The 22591-nt window shown below is 37.4% G+C and carries 20 protein-coding genes and 1 pseudogene; 6 read left to right on the top strand and 15 right to left on the bottom strand.

The features are described from left to right. Window positions 1-32: 32 nt before the first annotated feature. Window positions 33-914, top strand: a complete 882-nt coding sequence (locus tag B9T36_RS04340) for a LysR family transcriptional regulator (RefSeq protein ID WP_086208342.1) — start codon at window positions 33-35, stop codon at window positions 912-914. Window positions 915-1071: 157 nt separating this feature from the next. Here the strand turns inward: B9T36_RS04340 and B9T36_RS04345 are convergent, their stop codons facing one another. From B9T36_RS04345 to B9T36_RS04360, 4 genes are read right to left on the bottom strand one after another with little or no spacing between them, the layout of a single operon-like run. Then, entirely contained in the window at window positions 1072-2403 is a 1332-nt protein-coding gene (locus B9T36_RS04345; protein WP_086208343.1) for an MATE family efflux transporter, read from the bottom strand. Between the two features lie 38 nt (window positions 2404-2441). Continuing rightward, a complete protein-coding gene (locus B9T36_RS04350) occupies window positions 2442-3569 on the bottom strand; it encodes a siderophore-interacting protein (RefSeq protein WP_086208344.1) in 1128 nt (375 codons plus the stop codon). A gap of 36 nt (window positions 3570-3605) precedes the next feature. Further along, entirely contained in the window at window positions 3606-4829 is a 1224-nt protein-coding gene (locus B9T36_RS04355) for an MFS transporter (RefSeq protein ID WP_086208345.1), read from the bottom strand. A gap of 34 nt (window positions 4830-4863) precedes the next feature. After that, window positions 4864-7050 carry a TonB-dependent receptor gene (locus B9T36_RS04360; protein ID WP_086208346.1) on the bottom strand — a complete coding sequence of 729 codons (2187 nt, stop codon included), beginning with the start codon at window positions 7048-7050 and terminating at the stop codon, window positions 4864-4866. A 313-nt stretch (window positions 7051-7363) separates the two neighbouring features. On the opposite strand from B9T36_RS04360, the gene B9T36_RS04365 reads away from it, so the two are divergent. Beyond that, window positions 7364-8290 (top strand): helix-turn-helix transcriptional regulator, encoded by a 927-nt coding sequence (locus tag B9T36_RS04365; protein WP_086208347.1) that lies wholly within the window; start codon window positions 7364-7366, stop codon window positions 8288-8290. A gap of 428 nt (window positions 8291-8718) precedes the next feature. On the opposite strand, the gene B9T36_RS04370 is transcribed toward B9T36_RS04365, so the two are convergent. The 11 genes and pseudogenes from B9T36_RS04370 to B9T36_RS04410 form a co-directional block, all read right to left on the bottom strand. Continuing rightward, entirely contained in the window at window positions 8719-9756 is a 1038-nt protein-coding gene (locus B9T36_RS04370) for a spore coat U domain-containing protein (RefSeq protein WP_086208875.1), read from the bottom strand. Further along, window positions 9753-12176 (bottom strand): fimbria/pilus outer membrane usher protein, encoded by a 2424-nt coding sequence (locus tag B9T36_RS04375; RefSeq protein ID WP_228146965.1) that lies wholly within the window; start codon window positions 12174-12176, stop codon window positions 9753-9755. The genes B9T36_RS04370 and B9T36_RS04375 overlap by 4 nt, the downstream gene beginning before the upstream one ends. Further along, window positions 12154-12858, bottom strand: coding sequence for a molecular chaperone (locus B9T36_RS04380; RefSeq protein WP_086208349.1), 705 nt, complete (start codon window positions 12856-12858; stop codon window positions 12154-12156). The genes B9T36_RS04375 and B9T36_RS04380 overlap by 23 nt, the downstream gene beginning before the upstream one ends. Window positions 12859-12940: 82 nt before the next feature. Then, window positions 12941-13468: a spore coat U domain-containing protein gene (locus tag B9T36_RS04385; protein ID WP_086208350.1), complete on the bottom strand. Its 528-nt coding sequence runs from the start codon at window positions 13466-13468 to the stop codon at window positions 12941-12943. Between the two features lie 809 nt (window positions 13469-14277). Beyond that, window positions 14278-14550 carry a hypothetical protein gene (locus B9T36_RS04390; RefSeq protein WP_086208351.1) on the bottom strand — a complete coding sequence of 91 codons (273 nt, stop codon included), beginning with the start codon at window positions 14548-14550 and terminating at the stop codon, window positions 14278-14280. 206 nt (window positions 14551-14756) lie between these two features. Beyond that, window positions 14757-15083 carry a hypothetical protein gene (locus tag B9T36_RS19220; protein ID WP_228146966.1) on the bottom strand — a complete coding sequence of 109 codons (327 nt, stop codon included), beginning with the start codon at window positions 15081-15083 and terminating at the stop codon, window positions 14757-14759. 152 nt (window positions 15084-15235) lie between these two features. Beyond that, on the bottom strand, window positions 15236-15400 hold the full coding sequence (locus B9T36_RS19020; protein ID WP_171264411.1) for a hypothetical protein: 165 nt from the start codon (window positions 15398-15400) through the stop codon (window positions 15236-15238). A 17-nt stretch (window positions 15401-15417) separates the two neighbouring features. Then, complete coding sequence (locus tag B9T36_RS19225) at window positions 15418-15774, bottom strand: hypothetical protein (RefSeq protein WP_228146967.1); 357 nt, start codon at window positions 15772-15774, stop codon at window positions 15418-15420. Window positions 15775-15801: 27 nt separating this feature from the next. Then, entirely contained in the window at window positions 15802-16263 is a 462-nt protein-coding gene (locus B9T36_RS19230; RefSeq protein WP_228146968.1) for a hypothetical protein, read from the bottom strand. Window positions 16264-16277: 14 nt separating this feature from the next. After that, entirely contained in the window at window positions 16278-17045 is a 768-nt protein-coding gene (locus tag B9T36_RS04405; RefSeq protein WP_086208352.1) for a hypothetical protein, read from the bottom strand. A 260-nt stretch (window positions 17046-17305) separates the two neighbouring features. Beyond that, a pseudogene (locus tag B9T36_RS04410) lies at window positions 17306-17497 on the bottom strand (hydrolase or metal-binding protein); the annotation flags it as partial. Between the two features lie 210 nt (window positions 17498-17707). On the opposite strand from B9T36_RS04410, the gene mutS reads away from it, so the two are divergent. The 4 genes from mutS (at window position 17708) to B9T36_RS04430 (ending at window position 22503) form a co-directional block, all read left to right on the top strand. Continuing rightward, entirely contained in the window at window positions 17708-20323 is a 2616-nt protein-coding gene (gene mutS, locus B9T36_RS04415) for a DNA mismatch repair protein MutS (RefSeq protein ID WP_086208876.1), read from the top strand. Window positions 20324-20530: 207 nt separating this feature from the next. Beyond that, window positions 20531-20854: a ferredoxin FdxA gene (gene fdxA / locus B9T36_RS04420; protein WP_010327061.1), complete on the top strand. Its 324-nt coding sequence runs from the start codon at window positions 20531-20533 to the stop codon at window positions 20852-20854. Window positions 20855-20985: 131 nt separating this feature from the next. Continuing rightward, on the top strand, window positions 20986-21705 hold the full coding sequence (locus B9T36_RS04425; RefSeq protein WP_086208353.1) for a D-Ala-D-Ala carboxypeptidase family metallohydrolase: 720 nt from the start codon (window positions 20986-20988) through the stop codon (window positions 21703-21705). A 132-nt stretch (window positions 21706-21837) separates the two neighbouring features. Then, a complete protein-coding gene (locus B9T36_RS04430; RefSeq protein WP_086208354.1) occupies window positions 21838-22503 on the top strand; it encodes an O-methyltransferase in 666 nt (221 codons plus the stop codon). The last annotated feature ends 88 nt before the right edge of the window (window positions 22504-22591 follow it).

Raw genomic sequence — 22591 nt, forward strand, 5'->3', positions numbered from 1 at the left:
GTGCAATTTTGCACAGGATGTGGAAAATAAAAATGAAAGTAGATTGGGATCATCTGCAGTTTTTTTTGGTCTTGGCACGCGCTAAAACCCTGACCAATGCAGCACGGATTATTGGCGTCGAACACAGTACCGTGGCACGACGCGTGCAGTCTTTAGAAGTCACTTTAGGCATGCCCCTGTTTAAACGTGAAGCCACTGGCTATGAACTCACTGCCGATGGCATGGCATTGGTTCCCCGTGTAGAGCAAATGGAACAGGCTTTTTTGCAAATTCAAAAACCACAACAGCCACTCGAAGGTCGTGTGCGAATTGGCGCACCTGAGGGTTTCGGCACAGCATTTTTAACTCAACTATTGGCCGAACTGTCATTGCAATTTCCACTGCTCACGATCGACCTAATTCCTGTGCCGAAGATGATCAAACTGTCGCATCGTGAAGCGGATATTGTGATTTCAATTGACCGCCCAAAATCGGGGCCATACATCATTACCCGACTAACAGATTATTGTTTAAAAATTTACGGCAGCAAAAGCTATCTGGCACAACATCCACCCATTCCAAATATGGACGATTTAGCTCATCACCGCTTTGTGAATTATATTGATGATCTAATTTATAGTTCGGAGCTATATTGCTTAGAACGCCTACCGATTCCTCTGACTGCAAACTTCCGCAGTAGTAGTATTTTGGCCCAGCAAATTGCAGTCAATGCAGGGGCAGGATTGGCCCTTTTGCCGAAATTTTTGGCGCATGATCAACCTGATTTGGTACAAGTTCTACCCGATCAGGTACGTTTCACACATACCTTTTGGATGCTGACTTTTGTCGACCTACAACACGAGCCACGGATTAAATTGGTTTGGGACTATTTACGCAAACAAGCAGACTTAAAACAAAGCGTGCTGATGGATTAGACCATCAGCAGTAAGTTCTTATTGGTCTTTCTCATCGCAATGTATCGAGCTCATTATTCGAATAATGAAGTACAAATAAACTTATCCATGCGAAATAACCAATCACTCTTTTAGTTGAGCCTAGCTAGAAACTCTTATATTGATTGGTATCAAGATTTTATTTGAGTACCCAACGATAACTTTGAGCAGTTAATAATAATGCTGCCAAAAAAATCCCCATAATCATAATCTTCCATATCATCATGACAGAGGGTTCAACCTGAAATGCCCCATTTATACCAAACATATAACTGAATGGAATAATGACCATCCAATAACAAAATAAAATGACAAACAAGGGCTGCGTGAATTGCTGCATTCCTCTTAATATTCCTGCTGCAACCGTTTGTAAAGCATCAAATATAAGAAAAAGAGCCACATAGCACATCAGCGTTGCAGCAATCGTGACTACATCGCTATCCTGACTAAAAAATGCTGTCATTTGTCTTGCAAATTGACTTAGAATCCCTGCCACAACGATTGCATAAAAAAGAGTAAAAGCAGTAACGATGTAATATGACCAGCGCCTCTCTTTCCGATATTTCATCCCATTAAAATGAGCTATTCGAATGGTTGCAGCACTACTCATTGCAACAGGGATCATAATAATCACCATTGCAATATTAATTACAATTTGATGTGCTGCGATGACTTGTGTTCCAAGTCTGGCTGCAAAAAAGGCCAAAGTCGCGAGTGCTAAAACTTGTAAAACTAATGCACATCCAATCGGCATACCTTGTTTCAACAGTTCTATACTGTCAGATAAATCAGCAGTGCTCGTCTCAGTCCAAATACTCATTTCTGGTATACGCTTATGAACCCAATAACGCATACTCAAACAACCAATGTAAGCACTGATAATCGTCGCCAAACCCGTGCCCATTCCTCCCATTTCGGGGAAAATACCAATCCCATGAACAAAAACATAACCCAATAATCCATCGCATATCAGCATGATGATAAAGCTCATTAGAATTGGATGAAGTTGGCTATATCCTTCACTGATAAAACGGTAAAAAACCATATAAACCAATGCAGGCATGGCAAATGCAATCAAATGTAAGTAATTCTTGCAAATTTTTGCAACATCAGTATCTGGGATAAACAATGGACATAAATATGCGAGAGCCTGTATAAACACAAAACCCAACATCGCCAACAGAAAAGATACTCTCTTTCCCTGCTGATATAATTGTGCTGTCTGTTGGCTATCCTCTTTATATTTTAAAAGCGAAAACTTTGGCACCAATACATATAAAATCCCCGTAAATAGAATGAAAACAGGTGCCCAAATATTACTACCCAAGCCAATAGCAGCTAAATCTAAATAATGATAACGACCTGCCACAATTGTATTAACTAAACCCAATAAAGCTTGACACAACTGAATAAGAATCAAAGGTAGTGCAAGTTGAAGAATGGGTACTGTGATATCTTTAACAATATTCATAGATAATTTGGTTACTCATACTCACAAATTGCTAAAAATCACTGAATACGTGCATTCGTTTGAAAGCGCCAATAACCTTTAATATGATTATTTTTACCCTGTAGATTTAGGTCATTACGTACATAATGACGGATTGTCTTGGCAACTTTATTTTCCATTGCTCCCCATACGGCATCAATCTGCGGACATGCCTGAAGTATTAGGATTGTTTCATCCGCCTGCTGCTCTAAAGTACCAACGACGGTTCTAAGCGTACAATGCTCAGGGAAAGTAAATGTCTGAAAATATTCAAGATCCTTTTCATCTGCACATAACAAAATAATGATTGGGTGAATAGGATTTGACCAAAAATCTAAAATACCAGCCAAAGCTGGGTAAGCAGTCTCATCCGCAATTAAGACCGTTTGTCCTTCAAGTAAATGCTCATGCTTATCATCTGTTTCTGTTCGACTTGAAATTAATGAGCCTGCTTGTAGTTGTTCCACCCATAGACTTCCAGGGCTGCGACCATGTGTAAAAATATCGACATAACCATAATGCAAATCTGCAGTTTGCTGATCTAGACTAAAAGCCTGACGTAACGTGTACAAGCGAATGTCTTTATTCATAGATTCCAATAATTTCTGACGCTTTGGACTAGAAAGATGCTTGAGGAGCCATAAAAAACCATGATCAAACGCATTTTTTAAGCGTCTGCTTTTATTCGACGTTTTTTGGGATAGCACAGGGACTTTCTCTAAAGCCTTTAAAATAAATCCATAAGCATAACCTGCATAATATCGCGGTAATGCTCGCTGACTTTTAATCGTCAAGCGTGTCATATTCTTGCTGACTTGCTCTTTTTGAATTACCTCAAAAAATTGGCGTGCGTTATGACTAAACTCAATTTTTTGTTTTGCAAAAGAGTTATAAGCTAAATATAAAATTTGCTCCTCAAGATCACCTTTTAATTCAAACTCAACAAAAAGCGGTTGCTCCCCTGTCAAATCTTGAATATGTAGCAAAATCCCCTCTTCATAAATATCCGCAATTGTGGCGTTACTGATTTGATCGTTTTTACCATAGGTTTGAGCAATAATTAAAAGCTCTTTGCTATGATCTTGGTTCACATGATCCATAATATCGAGCTTACGATCTTGATCTTGTATCGTGGTGTAATGTTTCATAAAAATTGCCTAAATATGCCTAAAGAAATCTCTGCTTCAAATCGTCAATTCTGGAGAGCTCTTGGGTAATAGTTTCCATACCAGTCCTGCTACGATTACTGCGCAAACAAAGGTCATGACCACCACAAATGTGTAGCCAAAATGTTGGGCTAACATGAGCCCCATCGCTGAGTAGGCAAAGCCCATAAATACAATTAGACTTAACTGTAAGCTGAAGAATGTAGCTCGAGCTGGCATAGTTGATGCGCGATCCATAATCAATGTAGATAAGGTCGCCATTAAGCCGGGGTTAGCAATAAAGTATCCAAAAATAGCCAGATAAACCAAAGCCTTAGATGTATACCCTAAAGTTAATGGAATGAATAATAAAAGTGTCCCTCCCTGTAATAAGGTGAAAGTGATAAGTGCTGCTTTACGCTTTAATTTGTTGATGAATACTGTGGCGAGAAAAGCAGAAATGACACCGATCATCGAACCAAATACTTTGGTCGCAAAACCAATATCAGCCATAGGCCATTTTGCATCGACCAACAGCGGATTTAGAATGCCAAACACAGCAGTAAAACCGATTGGATATAAAAACAGTAGGAAAAACCAAAGCCGATGTTGGATTAAAAAGAGCTTAAGTTGCGTCCATAGGCTCTTAAATTGAGGGCCTATACCTTGATGCGGGTTTTCCCATTTATTTTCAGGTTCTGAATAGAAAATAAGCTGGAACCATGTGATTGCCGTAAGCCCAGCCAATAACCATAAGGCTCCTTGCCACTGCAACCAAGGGTATAAAATGAGTAATAGACCGCCACCAATAATATTGCCCAATAAATTACTGGCATATTGAATACTATTGGCAAATTGGCGTTCAGGTGCACTAAAAATTTTACATGCTAATCCATCAATTGAGACATCCTGTATACTCATAAACAAGGTATAAACAATAAACAGAATTAAGATCACACTAAATTGCTTATGAATATCCAATATGCCACAAATCAACAATAGTAGAGTCATGCACATCTGAGCAAGAATAAGCCAACTACGATACTGCCCCTGAAAGAAAAAACGGAAACTATCAATAAATGGTGCATATAAAACTTTGCCCAACATTGGAAGTGCAATTAAATTCATTAATGCCAATTTATCGAGTGCAATACCACTTTGCCTCAAAATGGCAAATGTGGCAGAAATCATAAAAGCGATACCAATATATTGCGTGGTATATACACTAATCAAAAGTGGCCAAGGCTTCGTATTTGCTTTCATAAACAATTCTCCAATGTTGAGAATGATTTTGATTTTAAAAATCGAACTGCATTGAAAGCTTGTAAGTACGTGGCTGACCTACAGAAACAAAGGCACCATTCCAAACACCTGCCCAATACTGTTTATCAAAAACGTTGTCTACTCCACCTCTAAACGTGACCTTTCGATTTGCAAGTGACGTTACATAACGTCCCCCTAAATCCAAACGAGCCCAACTTGGTAGTTTTTGTGTATTTGCAGCATTAACATACATACTGCCTGTATATATCGTATTTGCAGTTAAGGTGAGCCCCTGTAACTGATTTACATCCCACTCAAAACCTAAATTCGACTGCCAATGTGGAATGCCATAGACATCATTTCCATCATATTTTCCTTGTGTTGTTTTGGCTTGCTCTGCATCCATATACACCACGCCACCTAAAACTCGTAAGTTGTCACGGAGCTCACCCGCTGTAGTCCACTCCACGCCTCGGTTTTGCTGTTCTCCACTCATGCTGTAGTAATTTGTTAGAGAATCACCCATGATCAGCGGTTTCGTAATCTGATAAATACTTAAGGTATTTCTAAAAGTCCCACTGTCCCATTTTGTACCAAGCTCATATTGCTTCGATTTATACGGTGCAAGTGTTGCTCCATAGTTGGATGCAGTCGTATCTGTCACTGACTCCCCAGGCGATAAACCCTCAACATAGTTACCATACAATGCCACTGAGTTATTCCATGGTTTAATAACAAAACCGACTGCTGGAGTGATTTCATTTTTATTGTATGCAGAGCCTTCTACAGGTTTTCCATCATTAATGCTAAAGCTCTGAGACTTAACTTGTTGGTGACGAAGTCCAAGAATAAGTTGATATTTATCATCCTTAAATGAAAGAGTATCTGCGAGTGCGACACTACTTAAAGTGACATCTGATGTTTTAGGAACATACGTTGGAGTTACTGCTAATGCAGCAGGGGTAGATGGAGAATAGATATTTGAAGACCACATTGCTGCTGTACCAGCTGCGTTTTTGGTCGAAAGACCCATATGCACATCTTGATCAATCACATTGGCACTCAAAACCAACTGATGATTAATATTCCCTGTCGCGAAATGGCCACGAATCCCTACTTCAGCCGAATCGACATCGGTTACATTTGCTGTACTTCGAGAAACAGCCGTATAGTTGCCATTGGCCTGAGCATTCATACCAAGTGCATTATTCGCCATATAACCATGTGCTTTTTGGTGCTTAGTTCCTGCTGTTAGATAAGCCGTCCAATCATCTACAAAGTCATATTCAACATGACCAATTGCAGCCGTTGTTTCTGTAACACCGTATGAACCTGGCATCGTGTTAATAGACGCATCGGGTGCTTTAGGAATATTAGATGACGCAAAAGACAGCATTAAGGGCATAGCGCCTGATAGCTCTTCCTTAATATCATAAATATCTAAAGACGCACGTAAATCTTTCCCGCGATAATCTAGAGCAATCGAACCTAAACGTCGATCTTCAGTTTGACCATCCAAAGCCGTATCGCCATGTGATTTCAACGCATTCACGCGTAGACCAAACTCATTGTTTTGACCAAAACGTCGGCCAATATCAACATGCGCCCCTAAGTTCGAATCTGAAGAATAGGTGGTCGTTAATCGTGTGATCGGATCATCTGTTGCACGTTTTGGCACCACATTAATAACCCCTCCAACAGCCCCACCTAATGACATTCCATACAACAACCCACTGGTGCCACGAAACACCTCAACACGATCTAAAAACTCAGTTGGAACACGATTATGAGGGACTAAGCCAAAAGCACCATTCCATGCCAGTTCATGACTTTGGGTATATAAACCACGAATATTAAAATATTCTCCCAAACCATTTGAGGACATTACAGTGCGTACAGAAGGATCGCTTTGTAGTGCTTCTGCAACCGTTTTCGCCTGATGATCTTCTATGTATTTTGAGGTATAACTCGTGATACTAAATGGTGTATCTAATGCCTCTTTTTCACCTAAAATCCCAATCTGACTTTTTTTACTCACTTGACCACTTGCCAATTCATTTTCAGAAACGGCCGAACTCACAATCGTTGCTAACTGACTCGCGCCTTGACTGTTTTTTTCCCCTTGGATGTCTATGCTTTCCCCTGCAACCACATTTTGGGTTAATAACAATGCAATACTCAAAGACAACATGGATCTTTTTACCTGAAACACTGTATTCATTTTTCACCTTAAACGGGACAAGTGTATTTGAAAGTTGAGGAATACTATCAAGAATCATTCTCAATAAAAAATAATATTGGAAATATGTTTACATAATTGGGAAAGTATCTGTTTTTTAATATAAAAATTAACCGCAGGATTTAAACTTGATTGCAAAGCTATACATTATTTTTTAATCATAATCGGTTTCAATCACCGATTACGTTACAGAAAAATTGGGGCTTAAATCCTATATGCCCATCAATTAAGGATTGACAATCCCCATCGTTAAAATGAAAATAATTATCATTTGTAATTTAAAGTAGCGCTGTGGATGTCGATCTACATTGATTCTCATAAATCGGTATTAGAACAAGTGGGCAATATATTTTTGGATGCTCATTCTCAGTTGCCCAACCACCAACTTAATCATTTTAATCCATCTGATGGTGAAGGTTATAGTGAGCTCTATGATTTCGGTAAGCTCTGTGTAGGTAAAGGTAAATATTGGCTAACCCAACCTTTGACCATGAGTGCCGAAGCCTCTCTTCATTCTTTCGGCTTAACCTTGTTACTTTCTGGCACTCATCATATTCAAAATCATAAAAATAAAATGGAATATGAAATCCATTCACCAATGATTATTCTACGCAAAGGGAATTTAGGCTTACAGACGATCTACTTACAACCTCAGAAAATGATGTCTCTCATTAGTTTAGATTTTAATGAAACCATGTTGAAAATGATTACATCAAACATCGGAGATTGCGATGTAACACGTTTCTTTTTAGACCCGTCCTCACCCACAATACAGACATGTAATATTCCCAATAAAGATATTTTGCATCAGGCACATTATTTACTCAATTTAGCTCCTGCACAGAGTTCAATAGATTTACTGCACCTCGAAGGTGCTGCGCTTGAATTATTAAGTTTAATTTTGCATAAAAACGCTAAAGAAAATTCACTCCCTCTCGCCATTCAAAAGAGTATCTTTATATTAGAAAACCAATTTGATAAGAAAATTACGATTCGTACTTTGGCTAAACAAGCTGGAATTAATGAATGTGATTTAAAACGCTTATTTAAACAATATACAGGGCAAACCATCGGCCATTTTTTACGTGATGTTCGAATGAAACATGCCCAATTATTATTAAAAGAAGGTGTTTCTTTAGACAACGTAGCCAACCAAATCGGCTACAGTAGCACGCAATATTTTAAACAAGTTTTTGAGCAGCACTTTGGTTATCATTTTTAAAATGACTGGGTATATACTCAAAAGAATGACAACAATAGCGCTGAAACAACATGATAATGAGTCAATTGATTCGATATAATGATCCATATAACATAAATCAACACACGCGTTTATATTTATTAGCCATAAAATCTAAAATAAAATTCGCACTCAAATCATCTCATCCGCTCCACAACTTATTGTTATAAAAATCTCAAAATATATAACCACATTTAAACGTATTTAATCTTAATTTTAACTGAGTTTTTTAAGCCCTATAATTATAAAATCAATGGAAAAATATAGACCTGTTATTTCTGTGAATATTTCAACATTATTATATTTTTAGTTAAATTAAAAACTAGGTTTACATATCGCAAATCTTAGTGGCTATTCATAGTTTAATTCTATTACAAATATAGAATAGCCACAGATCTAAAATACCATTATTAATATGTCACTGTTACCACTACAGTATCACTGTAACTTCCTGGAGGAGGAATACTCACACCTTGTGGAATCCGCCCATATACAGTAAAGGTTTGATTGCTACCTGTGCCAGTACCCGCTACGCCACCACTTCCACCAGTTGCTGTTACACCGCCCGTACTATCCCAAATATTGGTCCGCGCAGATTCTTTGTATAGTTGATAGGCTAAATAATTACTTCCATTTACCATCCTACGGTTTCCACCAGTGATCCGATTATTCCCATCACCCAAATAAATTGAATAACTACGATTCACATTACAACGTGTAACGACAGCACCATTAGCGTCATAATTACTATCTATTACACCAGCATCAGCAATATTACCAAAATCAATATCTGTTACAGAGGTTAAATAACAAATTCCTGGTACGACATAATTAAATGTATAGTCAATACTGCCTGAATCCCATCCATTATTATCCCCTGTTCCACCTTCACAGACAGTTCCCGATGCTGCTTGCATATCTACATATAGCTTTAGACTAGAAGTGTATGTTCCAGCAGGAAGAATCGTAGAAGGTGCAGGCACAGCAATTGTTAAAGTTATAGTCATATAATTATTACTAACTGTAGTCGTCCCTGGGCCATACCATGTTCCAGTTGTTGCATTTGAACCAGTTGTAGTCACACCTGCTGTCGCAGTGACAGTATAGGGTAAAGTATAACTTGCATTAGGACCCGTCATAGGTGAAGAAAAAACAGGCTTTATACAAGTATAAGCACTCGTTCCATAACTACCACTCGTTCCTCTACAACGCCAAGTTCCAGTGAGTGTCAATGTTGCTGCATTACCGTAGTTAGCAGCGGTATAAGTGTAGGTACTGGATGATGTACCTGTATATGTACATGCAGCATGCGCTTGTTTAGGTGTAAACAATAAGAAAATCAAGCAAGATGTTAAAAACAGGAAACTCAGCAAATAATTTAAGGGGCGTGTTCGAGTTGAAGTATTGAAACTTCGACTGTTCAAATTATTTACACTTAATTTTTTCATGAACATATATACGGCCCTAATTTCTGAGTTGTTGCCTGATCTTGATCATATTGGAATTCAACAGAACATTGCCCACCATCCAATAAATCAACAATTAGTTTATTCTTTGGTAGCAATCCACGTAAGAACACTTCACCATCATAACCAATCATACTACTCGTCTGCCCATTAAGGCTGACTGAATAACCAACAGGAAGTGGTTTTAAATTTTTATCTAGCAATACAACGGTAGCTGAAATAATATTCTTTGCCGCAAAATCAAGCACAATACCTTGTTGATAACCTGCAATCGCCAAATTTTCTGTTTTTTCTGCTTCCCAACCTACAGGTAAATACTGAGTATCCAAATAAATATGATTCTTAGCATAAGGTGTTAAATGTGAAATCAGAAAGTTTCCATTCTTACTTGCTTTACCCAAGTTCACACCACCATTAATAATTTCACTCCTAGGACCTGCATTTTTAACAATCGCAAAAGCATCCCCAATTTCATTGCTCGCAAAAATATCACCTTGTGCTATAACTAAGGCACCTCGTGCACCAAGCATGGTTTGTGAACTACTACCAAACTGACTATAACGCCCAAACAAATAGGCTGGTCGTGAGCGATAATCAACATATGCTGTATTAAGGTCTGACTCCCCTTCACTATGCGTCGTTGCCACGCCCCACCCAAAACTACCTAATTTTGGATCACTAATACTATTCAACTCTTGGGTATATTTTATATTTCCAGAGTCATTGCTTACACTTGTAGATGCTTTTAACTTCGATGACAGATCAAATCTCAAAGCCAAGTATGCGCCATAATTATCATGATCATTAAAATCTTGATACAGTGAAGAATATAGATTAATCCGATCCGTAATATTGCCACTTAAACTGAGTGAAAATAAATCATATTGCTCATTTGTATATTTTAAACGGTTATAATTACTCGAAATACTCCAACCAGGAATTGGATTAAAATTCAAACCTGCTCGAATTATTTCTTCTGCAGTCGCACTATTCTCAACGACATCACTATCCGCAGAAAAGTTAGAGTTTTGATAATTGATGAGTGATAATCGGGCCAAATCATAGTAGTCTTTACTTGCACCTTGATAGCTAAAATTAAAAGATGAAGATGGACTTAAGCGTCCCTCAACACCAATTAAACCCAGAAATCCTTGATTTCCTTCATAGCTACTGCCCACTACGTTAAAATTCCAAACTCCTCGACCTGCAATATTTTGTGCATAACCTACACCTAAATTTGCTAAACCATCTGTTGACGTTTCAATATGGCCAGTCGCTGTTTGTGAATTAGAAATAGCTTGGCGTAAAGAGCCGGATGCAAAGACAATATCCGAATCATAATCATTAGATTTAGTACTATAATTATAACGAGGGACACCAACATCAACGGAAAACTCTTGAATTCCTTCTTTTAAAATTTTTGGTGAATAGTAATAATATTGTTTATTTACTTGTTGCTGCCCTAATGCATCAGTAGTGACTAATGTCATTTCATTACCTGAAATAAAAGGTAAACTCTTAACATCAAAGGGGCCAGATGGAATTTCACCTGAATATATTTTCTGCTGATTAACAAACAAATCTAAAGACGATGGTAGCGCTGCTGTGCCTGAAAACTGAGGTAATGCTGCTGTAATAATGTCTGAACGATGAGTATATGCACTTGACCACTGTACACCAAGTAAACGAATACTACTTCCCCAATCTACAGTATTACTATTAAAATCACCAAGTACATAAGAACGAATTTTTTTTGCGTCAATATATTGCCACTTAGACTCTAAACGTACAGATCGGTTGTTTGAATCCTCTGTATCCTGATTATGTAAGAAGCCAGACGAAAAAGAGCCATAACTAGAGTTATATATCGCATTTGCTATAGCTGAAAAATAGTTTTCATCATCCAAATAAGTATTATTGATTTCATAATTCAATAATACTGTTGAAATGCCTTTTTGTGGAATAAATTGATCTTCAGTAATTTCATTACCCTTTAAATCGACCTTATATGCCTGTAAATTTTTGTCTGTAATTTTTATCTGTAATGTTTGTTCATTTTCATTATATGAATACACCAAATCTTTAATATCATTCAAAGCAATGAGCTGTTCATCTTTTAGCTGTACTGGTAATTTAATTCTAAGCTTGCGTAAATCACGAGCTTTGATCAAGATCTTCTGATTTTTTGAGTCTAAATAACTTTGAATTAGGTCGTTAGATGATGAACCATTAACTGAAGAAATTAAAAATAGTGGAACAAGCTCCTGACTATTAACATCTTTTTTTTCAACTGTACCTATTTCTTCAGCATATACTTGGCCTAAAGAGATGTAGGTAACTAAACACGTACATAGAAAATACTTCATATTCTTATCTAACTTAGTAAGAGATATCTTTACCATTTATATTTGCTTGAATGGTGTATTTGTGTGTTGCAATATAATTAAACTTTTCGTTTAAAGGATATGTTTTCACATTGCCATTTAAAACATAGCCATTTAAAGTATTAATTTCAATAGGGTAAGACTGTTTCGTCGTCTCGTCTATCAGCTTTAAGCTAGTAAGCTGAATAAAACGTCCACCAATATTATTAACTTCAATTATAGATTTGCCATCTTGATGTAACAGTTGAGCTTTTGCTTCACGAATAGACTTTGGGTTGGTTATAAATAAAGGTAATGAAGTTCTTAATACGACATTAATCCCTTGCCCTATTGTTCTTGAATCTACAACCGTGGGTAACTCATCAATCCAAACCCTATAGCTTTCTTCTTTATCAATCGCGGTTTCATTAACTCGTACCACTCTTAAATTATAAGATTGCTGCCCATTAAGCGATAAAGCAGGTGGACTGACAACAATATCATTAGTGGGAATATATGATTCTTCATTCCCTTTCTGTTGCCATTTAAATACGCGTATCTGTAAATTTGTTTTTTCATTTGAATCATTGGCAATAGTTAAACTACTGCTTTGTTGACTTTGTGCCAACTCAATACTTACAGGAGAAATTTTTAACGCTGCAGCATGCACTCCAACACTACATAAAAAAGTAAAAACGGTCACAAAAAAACTTTTATTCATTATACATAAACCTTAAATATTTTACATTGACGCGTCTAGTAATCAAAGCTGACCGAAGTCAGCTTTGTTTTTCTTTTTCGAATTAATATGTAATTGTCAAAGCAACTGTATCTGTATAGCTACCAGCTGTAGGTAATGCAGTTCCTGCTGGAATACGGCCATAAACATCAAAATTTACTTGTGAACCCGTACCAGTACCAGTCGCAACCTGCCCACCTACGGCAATTGCTGTCGCACGTGTAGAATCAGAAAATAGGTTGTATGGTAGATAGTCAGCTGTAGAGCCAGAACCTGTAATCATACGGCGTTGTGTTGAAGATACGTTATTACCAGCACCCGCTGTCAAAGTCCAAGTTGTACCATTTGAACAAAGTACACCTATTTGAGCACCACCAGAACCTGATGTATTTGCATCAACATTACTCGCAAGTGACGTGATATTACCAAAATCAATAACCGCTGAAGTAACTGTTCCAGTTGAACTGGTATTCACATAGCAGCTTTTCACAACAGTTGCTTTAATTAATAGATTGCCTGTTGCTGTGTCAGCCATCGCATTCATTGATACGAATCCACTTACCGCAAGCATTGTTAAAACCAACTTTTTCATATTCGTTCCTAGTTCCTAGCAAAAAAACTTTGTTGCAACTATTTAATTTCAGTAAATCAACGGCTTTTGTATAGAAGAAATTTACCTATATAAAAACAGTCACAAAAGAAATAATTGCTTTCACATATAATACAAAAAAAATAAACCATTTCAACAAAAATATAATTTATTTGACGCAGTAGACACTTTTTACCAAAAGCTATAACTATAAATATATATAATTCAAATAACTGAATAAAAAATACTCACTAGTCAACCTAACTTTATTGACATCACTATTAGTTGCTTTTATCTAATATTCAGTCGTAGTCGATTTTCTTGGACAAACATTTGTAAGCTAAAGTTCACTTAAATCACGAATAAGAAATTGACACAAAAAAAGAGAACTAAAGCCATCAGTTGGGTGATCACACACAACTGATGGCTCTAATCCTTATGCTTTCCGATGGTTTTTGATTGATAGTTCTATCAAACAGAACCTTTATATCGCCATCCTTTACATATTTATTCCTATCATAAGCAAATGCATTTCCTCAAGGTGTGTCTGGTGATGTATCCTGTATGCGATATTCCTTGTCTAAGGTCTTATCTTGTGGGGCTTTTACATATGTAACCAGCAAAGTCTCATCTTATCTGAGGTGCAGCAATATGATTTATATCTCGATTAAATAGAACTTCTCTAACAGCAATCGCATCCTGATTTTTCAATCTCACGAATTTTAAAAAATTAATCCATAAATTTCTAAATCACCTTCACCAAAAAAGGTTTTTTAATAAATTTTTAGCTACTTGATCTGATGCCTGCTGCATCAAACTATTTGAAATATCCCCCCATAACGTAACTGTGCTTGAGTATTACTATAAACTCGAATAAGTTCAGACAAAGAACCACGCCCAGCATTCGCTTCAGTTTCACCCCGTAGCCATAATACAGTTGGATTTGATGATGTATAACCATAATCACTTTGTAGTAAACTGGCTAATGTTGAATAAATAACATAATAACCAATTTTTCCATTTTCTGCCTGTATATGTAAAGCAGGAATTTGATCCATATGGGTTTGACTTAATTTAGTTAACATAATGTAATTTCTTTGTTTTTTCGTTTAATATTTTTAAAGTGGTTAAACAAACATCTAGATATTGTTCATCTGTAATATTAATATAATGAGCATTAAATCCTAATAAGAATCCCATTTCATTTAAATTGATTTATTTTAGAAGTACATGAAGTATGATTAAATGTATTCAAACCCCATCATAATATTGTTTTGAATACATAGATATCCTAAAAAAAAGTTCCATAACCAAATTCATTTTTCCATTTTTCATTTAGCAGGTCATTTACAGTATCAGACCACATTACATTTAATCCATCAACTCCATAATATTCTTTAGAGATTAACCAAAAGCGTTTATTACGTTTTATCAAAACGAATTGACGTGAGTCATATTTGGGCAATCTTGCTCTATCTGCATCTGTAATAGCATCAAATTCCTGAGCCAATCTTCTATTCTTTGCCTCCATCAGTCGCCGAACTTCTCCCTCCCGTTCCTCGTTTGTTAAAGGAACACACTTATATATAACCCAAGCTATAAAAACTACTAAAAGCAAAATCCATATAAAACCTTTAGTTGGTGTGTAGTTTTTTATTTTTATTTTTCCACCTTTAATAAACTTTTGGGTCTCACCTTTTCTACTTCAGCAAACAATGAAAAAGTCTGATTCACATAATTCACTATACTTGATTCACATAATTCACTATGCTAGAAATCTGTTCCAGTTGAAAAACTATAAGCCCATCCAGCATAACCATAGCCTAGATCAGAAAGCTCCTGATAGATAGCTGGATTCGCATTAATTTTTTCAGAATTTAATAGAGTCAGAAGTTGCTCTATTCTATCTTTTGTGAGTTTTTGTGTAGTTATCACTTTATGCACCTTTTAAATCATTTTTGTTTAACAATAAAACCTAATACAACTTTTTTTGCTTGTTTTTGAATAATTTTCCAGTCCTGTAGATACATGCTTTGAAATACTGCTGAGATTCGAACCTTCATTTCTGGTTCTAAAACAAATTCCTGTTCACATTTACGTGCTATTGGATTTTCCGGATCTCCACATTTAATTAAGGTAAGTACCTTTCCTCCTTTATCTTTTTCAACATATAAATCATCTATATCATATAAATCATTAGACCCCGTATTTATAGCCATCAATTCCTTATTTCGTTTCACCCATTTAGGATGAGGAATATATTTCTGCAGACCATATTCATACTCATCAGTAGGTATGTATATATGCATAAAATTAATTTCTTCTAAATGTTTTTTTTATGTTATTTTTGTCTCTAAGGTTGAATTTATTAATCTCGTTGATAAATCTCCATTATAACTTTTATCTGCATATACACTTACACTTACCCAATGATTATCTGGTAAGTTAATTTCTTTTTTATACAGTTTTTCTGAGTATGGTGAAGCTTTATAATAAACAACTAGCACTAATCCATCGGTATAACGCATATCAAAACCAAAGGCCTGAATTTTAGATTGATAGGTGCGAGTCTTTCGTTTATATTTCTTACCTGTTACGAAACCTGTATTATCTTCATATTCAACCCAAGGTGCTTCTCTACCAAGGTTAACAGGCTTCCCTCCTAAGTCGCCTACACTATAACGTGCGCCATATTGATCTCGTGGTGTTATAAACTCTTGCATTTCTGGTTCTTTATTGGAGTCACAAGCTGTTAATAAAAGTACGCTGAGCCCTATTCCTAAAATTTTCTTTGCCATAAGACAACTCACTCTTATTTTTTTATGTTAGTTAGTAAAGACTGTGGTCTCACTTTCTCGACTTCACCAAACAAACTAAAAGTCTGACTCACGTAATTCACTACACCAGAAATCTGTTCCATGTAATGCATAAGTTCTGGCGTTTTTTCTGCCTGAATTAGCTTTATTGTTCTCGATGGATCAACCCCATCAAACTGACAATAAAATAGTGGCTCTCCACGTTTTAAAATGAGATCTTTTGAAGTGTCATGCCATTCAAATGCCCACATCAGTGGTCTAGGCCAAATATGAATGGGGAAACGCCCACCAAATATCGTCCCCGGCAAAGGATTTTTTCTATAATGTCCAAATGCATCTAACTGAGTGATATACACCACTTCATCGGCAATAAAACAATATGGTAATTTAAGCTGAAGAATAGGAACATTCGGTGTACGCCACTCATTTTCATTCACGAGTGTTAAAAGTTCACGTAACTTATTAGAGCGGACTGGTGATGCTTCACCAAGTACATTTATCAAGGTTGGCTTACCTTTTGAATCCCGATCAAAACGAAGATGAAAGTCAAATGGACAATTAATCACAAAGTATCTACTTTCTAGCTGAAGTACCGCAGGACAACGGCTTGCTGACTTGGCATGTTTCGTTTGTGATTGTGATCGCATACAATAAGGCGGTTCATAAAGTATAGCTACCTTATCATCTGTTAGAAACCATCCCACCTGAATAGGTCCAGTACCTTCAATACGATCCTGATCTTCTATTGTAAAATGTATATGTATTGTTTTTATTCACAAGTATTAAGCTATTAGTTTATGGCACTTTAAATATGTTTTTTACCTAAAATTTAAATCGAACGTTTAAAAATTTGAACTTAAATAATTAATATTTCATGCTTTTAATCCATATTAAATATTTAAATTCAATCAGTGAAATTCATCACAGTTATTTATATACTCTAACATTATTCGTGCTAGCGTCTTATATAAAGGCAAAGAAATAAAGGACTATTAATGTGCCAAGCCCATCAGCCTTAGCTAAATTGACATATTTCACCATTGCCGATACACACTGGACGCTCTGTATGACGGTCAAAAAGATTGTACTCAGTACGTAGATTTAGCTCGAGATCATTGAAGAGCATGCCTACTAAAATACTACGGAGTTTTTGATTGAGTGCTTTAGCTCGGAGTTGTTCATCGAATGGATATTTCACCCAGCGCTCTTTGTACTGATTTAACGAGCAATTTGTTAATATAGACTTAGGTACCATTCATGCTGAGTATGCTAGCATAAAAACCTATACTAAAACCTACACTAATTTACTCAACAGTCTAGGTTTACATTGAACTAACATGGATTACATCAGACAGTTACCATTAAGTTATCTTTTTAAAAACTGTTTAAATTTAAAGGCTTTATTGTAGTGAAACAAGATAACTCAATGATTGACACATCCACTCTCACCCCGATGATGCAACAGTACATGGGCGTCAAAATGCAACATCCGCATTCTTTGATGTTCTATCGTATGGGTGACTTCTACGAGCTATTTTTTGAAGATGCACACAAGGCCGCTAAACTTCTCGGAATTACACTGACTCATCGTGGCAAAGCCAATGGTGAACCCATCCCTATGGCAGGTGTTCCTTATCATGCAGCAGAAGGCTACCTTGCGCGCTTGGTAAAAAAAGGTGAAACAGTCGTCATTTGCGAGCAAATTGGCGAAGTTACAGGTAAGGCCCCTGTTGAGCGTGGTGTTGTCAGGATTATTACACCAGGTACACTGACCGATGATGCCTTACTGACTGCACATCAAAGTTCAAACCTTGTGGCGCTTTGCATACAACAAAACGAAATTGGTATTGCACTGTTAGATTTGAGTGCAGGTTTATTTAAAGTTCAGCAACAAGAGTTTCAACTTGAGCAACTCGGTATTGAACTGTCTCGCCTCATGCCAAGTGAAATTTTGGTCGATGAAAATATTGTCGACCCCAACATTATTGAACACATTAAAAAGCTACTCGACTGCCCGGTAACACGCCGCCCGAATGTCGACTTTAACCTAAACAACGCACAAAAAACCTTATGCGATCAGTTTGCTGTATCGACTTTAGCAGGTTTCGGTATTGACCATTTGCCACTTGCCAAAGCGGCAGCAGCATCGCTGATTCATTATGCCAAAGAAACGCAAAAGACAGCCTTACCGCATATTCGCTCTATTCAGTTGGAACAAAGCAGTGATTTCATTGCGCTTGATCCTGTGACACGTCGAAACTTAGAGTTGGTTGAACCTCTGTTTGAACACGGCACGTCATTATTTCAACTCATCAATGACTGTCAAACAGCCATGGGCGGACGTTTACTTAGCCGCACACTAATGCAACCATTACGTGACACCAAGCTCTTAGACGCACGGTTAGACGCGACTAAAAGTCTTGTAGATGGCTACCATGAATCACCAGTCCGTTTAATCTTAAAAGAAATTGGAGACATCGAACGTGTTCTCAGCCGTGTAGCGTTAGGCAGTGCTCGTCCACGTGACTTAGTGCAACTGCGCCAAGCCTGTGCGCAAATCCCTTATTTACGTCATGCCATTCAACCCGTAATCCAAAGTAAACAGTCCGCACTCATTTCTCTATTGAATGAGGAGTTGGGCGATTTCCATGGCTTACATCAACGTTTAATGTCCGCCATTGTTGAACATCCGCCTGTGCTTTTACGGGATGGAAATGTAATAGCCGAAGGTTTCGATCATGAACTGGATGAACTACGTAAAATCCGCGATCATGCGGGACAGTACTTGATCGACCTTGAAATTCAAGAACGTCAAAATACGGGAATTTCGACCTTAAAAATTGGCTATAACCGTGTCAGTGGGTACTACATCGAACTGACCCGTGCGCAAGCTGAGCAAGCGCCTGATCACTACATTCGCCGTCAAACCTTGAAAAATGCTGAGCGTTATATCACGCCTGAGCTAAAAACCTTTGAAGACAAGGTGCTTTCGAGTGAGTCCCGTGCATTAGCTCGCGAAAAAATGCTGTTCGAAATGCTTTTAGATGAACTCCGTGCCGATATTGGTCATTTACAAATGATGAGCAGCGCTATTGCGCAGATCGACCTCTTAGCTAACTTTGCACATCAGGCTCGCTTACGCAATTGGTCACGTCCTGAGTATAGCCCAGAAATTGGGGTTAAAATTATTGCTGGACGTCATCCAGTGGTTGAGGCATTGAACAAAGCTACATTTACACCGAATGATACGACACTTGATTTCAACCACCGTATGGCCATTATTACTGGTCCTAATATGGGGGGTAAATCAACCTTTATGCGCCAAACGGCTTTAATTAGCTTATTGGCCTATTGTGGCTCCTATGTCCCTGCCCAATCGGCAGTATTAGGTCCTATTGATCGAATCTTTACCCGTATTGGTTCTGCCGATGACCTATCTACAGGCAAATCGACCTTTATGGTGGAAATGACTGAGACCTCGCAAATCCTACATCATGCAACCAATCAGTCTCTGGTTCTGATGGATGAAGTTGGTCGTGGCACCAGTACCTATGATGGTTTATCTTTGGCATGGGCTTGCGTACTTGACTTAACCAAACGTATTAAATGTTTATGTTTATTTGCCACCCACTACTTTGAACTGACCGAGCTGGCCAAAGAAACTGCTATTGATAACTACCATGTCACCGCAAAAGAACTCAATGGCAACCTGATTTTGTTACATAAAGTCCAACATGGGCCTGCAAGCCAAAGTCACGGCTTACAAGTAGCAAAACTGGCAGGTATTCCTGCCAGTGTGATCAAAGAAGCACAAAATCGTCTGAAAATTTTAGAGAAACAACAACTGCAAAAACCTAAAGTCGTTCAAAACGATTTGTTTGCTGCAATAGAAGCACCTGAAATTGAAACAATTGAACGTGTAGTCGAAATTGAGAAACCTTCTGCTGCACTTGAACTACTCAAGAGTATTGATGTCGATAATTTAAGCCCACGTGAAGCTTTACAACAGCTTTATGCATTGAAAGATCAGTTACATTCATAGTGGTTTTCTATTTTTGTCACCCATTTAGACCGTCAAAATGACGGTCTTTTTTATTGTCAAAAGCAGTTTTCAGCAGAATGTTCAGTTTTTATCAAATTTAACAGCCGTGCATATAACAAATATCAATAAAAGCAATTGTTAGTTGGTGCCGTTTTTGCCTAAAATACACATTAGTTATTAGAACCATATTTTTAGGTAGCCTTCGCCATGACCTTTGTTGTCACTGAAAATTGTATTAAATGTAAATATCAAGACTGCGTAGAAGTTTGTCCAGTAGACTGTTTCTATGAAGGTCCAAACTTTCTAGTGATCAATCCAGATGAGTGTATTGATTGTGCACTGTGTGAACCTGAATGTCCTGCAAATGCAATTTTCTCTGAAGATGAACTGCCAGAAGGTCAAGAAGTCTTTATCGAACTGAATGCTGAATTATCACAAACTTGGCCAAACATTACCCAGATTGGTGATCAACCTGCTGACCGTGAAGAATGGAACGGTAAAACAGATAAGTTACAATACTTAGAAAAGTAACTCTAAAAAGATCAGCATAAGCTGATCTTTTTTTATACCTAAAACACACATTTGATTGCAATATTTCCAAATTTTCCCCATCAATATAGATTAAAATAATAGCCGTATTTTTTAAATATTTGATTTCTATAATGAAGAAATTTTTAAAGGGATTATTTGCGGTTAGCATAATCCCCTTGGTGATGATTGGCTGTACGACTTCATCTCACAAAGGCAAAACCATTACGACTCCCGATGGAAAACGTATTTTTATCCCACAAGAGCAAATTAGTTTTGACCGCCCTGCACCACCTAAAATTATTCCTTATACCTATAATGCCTGGATGTCTGTAGGTGACACACTAGCACGCGTACGTGAGTATGAAGTTTTCCTTGAACGTAATGGCGTTGGGAATATCATTCCAAGCTTTGAACTGCTCAGAACCGCTCGTGACTGGCAAAAATGTGGTCGCTCACAATATATGATTCCAAACCGTGAGCTTTGGAAAAACCAAATTGCGACTCTAAAAGTGTTTAAATATTTGGTTGCAGCCAAAGTACTGACCGATTTTGAAGTTACTTCAGTTTATCGTGATCTGCCTTTAAACCAATGTGCAGGGGGTGCCAACTCATCCCGCCACTTATTCAATTCTGCTATAGATTTTCGAATCGGACCTGAAAACCCGCAGCCGCAAGATTATGCATATATTGAAAATACTAAATTCCGTCTATGCCAATTTTGGGCTCAACACGGACAAAGCTTAAACATGGGCTTAGGCTTATATGCATCTGGTCAAATTCACATTGATACCCAAGGATATCGCACATGGGGCCCTGACCTTAGCCGAAATTCATCAATGTGTAATTACTAACTATTTTATAAGGAAAAGAGGTCGATTAGACCTCTTTTTTTAAGCATTGATTTAAACAAATATGGTCGGATAAATTGCACTCTGAAAATAAAAGTTTAAAATGCTCCACATCGCAACCAAGGTGAACATGCTATGCAACAAATGTGGACAGAGATTGATAACTATATCGACGCACATTTAATTCCTGAAGACCCCATTCTGACTCAAACTTTAGAAAATACAGAGAAACATGGTTTTCCAGATCACTTAGCTGTTGCACCCAACCAAGGCATGCTTTTACAAATGCTGATTCAAATGAATCAGTGTAAACGTGTGTTGGAGCTTGGTACTTTTGCTGCCTATAGCACCATGTGGTTAGCGCGCGCTTTGCCTGAAGACGGCTATATTTTAACGATTGAAGGGCGTGATACGCATGCCGCGATGGGTCAAGAAAATATCGACAAAGCTCAGCTCAAACAAACTGTTGAACTCGAATGTGGACGCGCAGCAGATATCCTTAAATCGCTGCCCGCAGACATTGAACCTTTTGACTTTATTTTTATTGATGCCGATAAGCAAAGTTACCCAGAGTATTTGGAATTAAGCCTTAAGCTATCTCATTCAGGTACTTTGATTTTCCTTGATAACGTGATTCGTGCAGGCGATATTATCAATCCTGAAAATCATAAGCCAAGTATTGAAGGGATCCGTGATATGTTTAAAGCGATGCAAAATCATCCGAAAATTTTGTCGTGCACCGCCATTCAAACTGTCGGTAGCAAAGGACATGATGGCTTTGCCTTAGCCATTGTAAAATAAGCTAAAACTTAGATTAAAAAATACCCAATTAATTTAAGCTTATATAAATTATAAACTTACATTTACTGTCCATATAGTTATCCACAAT

Origin of the sequence: Acinetobacter sp. ANC 4204 (genome assembly GCF_002135205.1) — a bacterium.
Lineage (GTDB): Bacteria > Pseudomonadota > Gammaproteobacteria > Pseudomonadales > Moraxellaceae > Acinetobacter.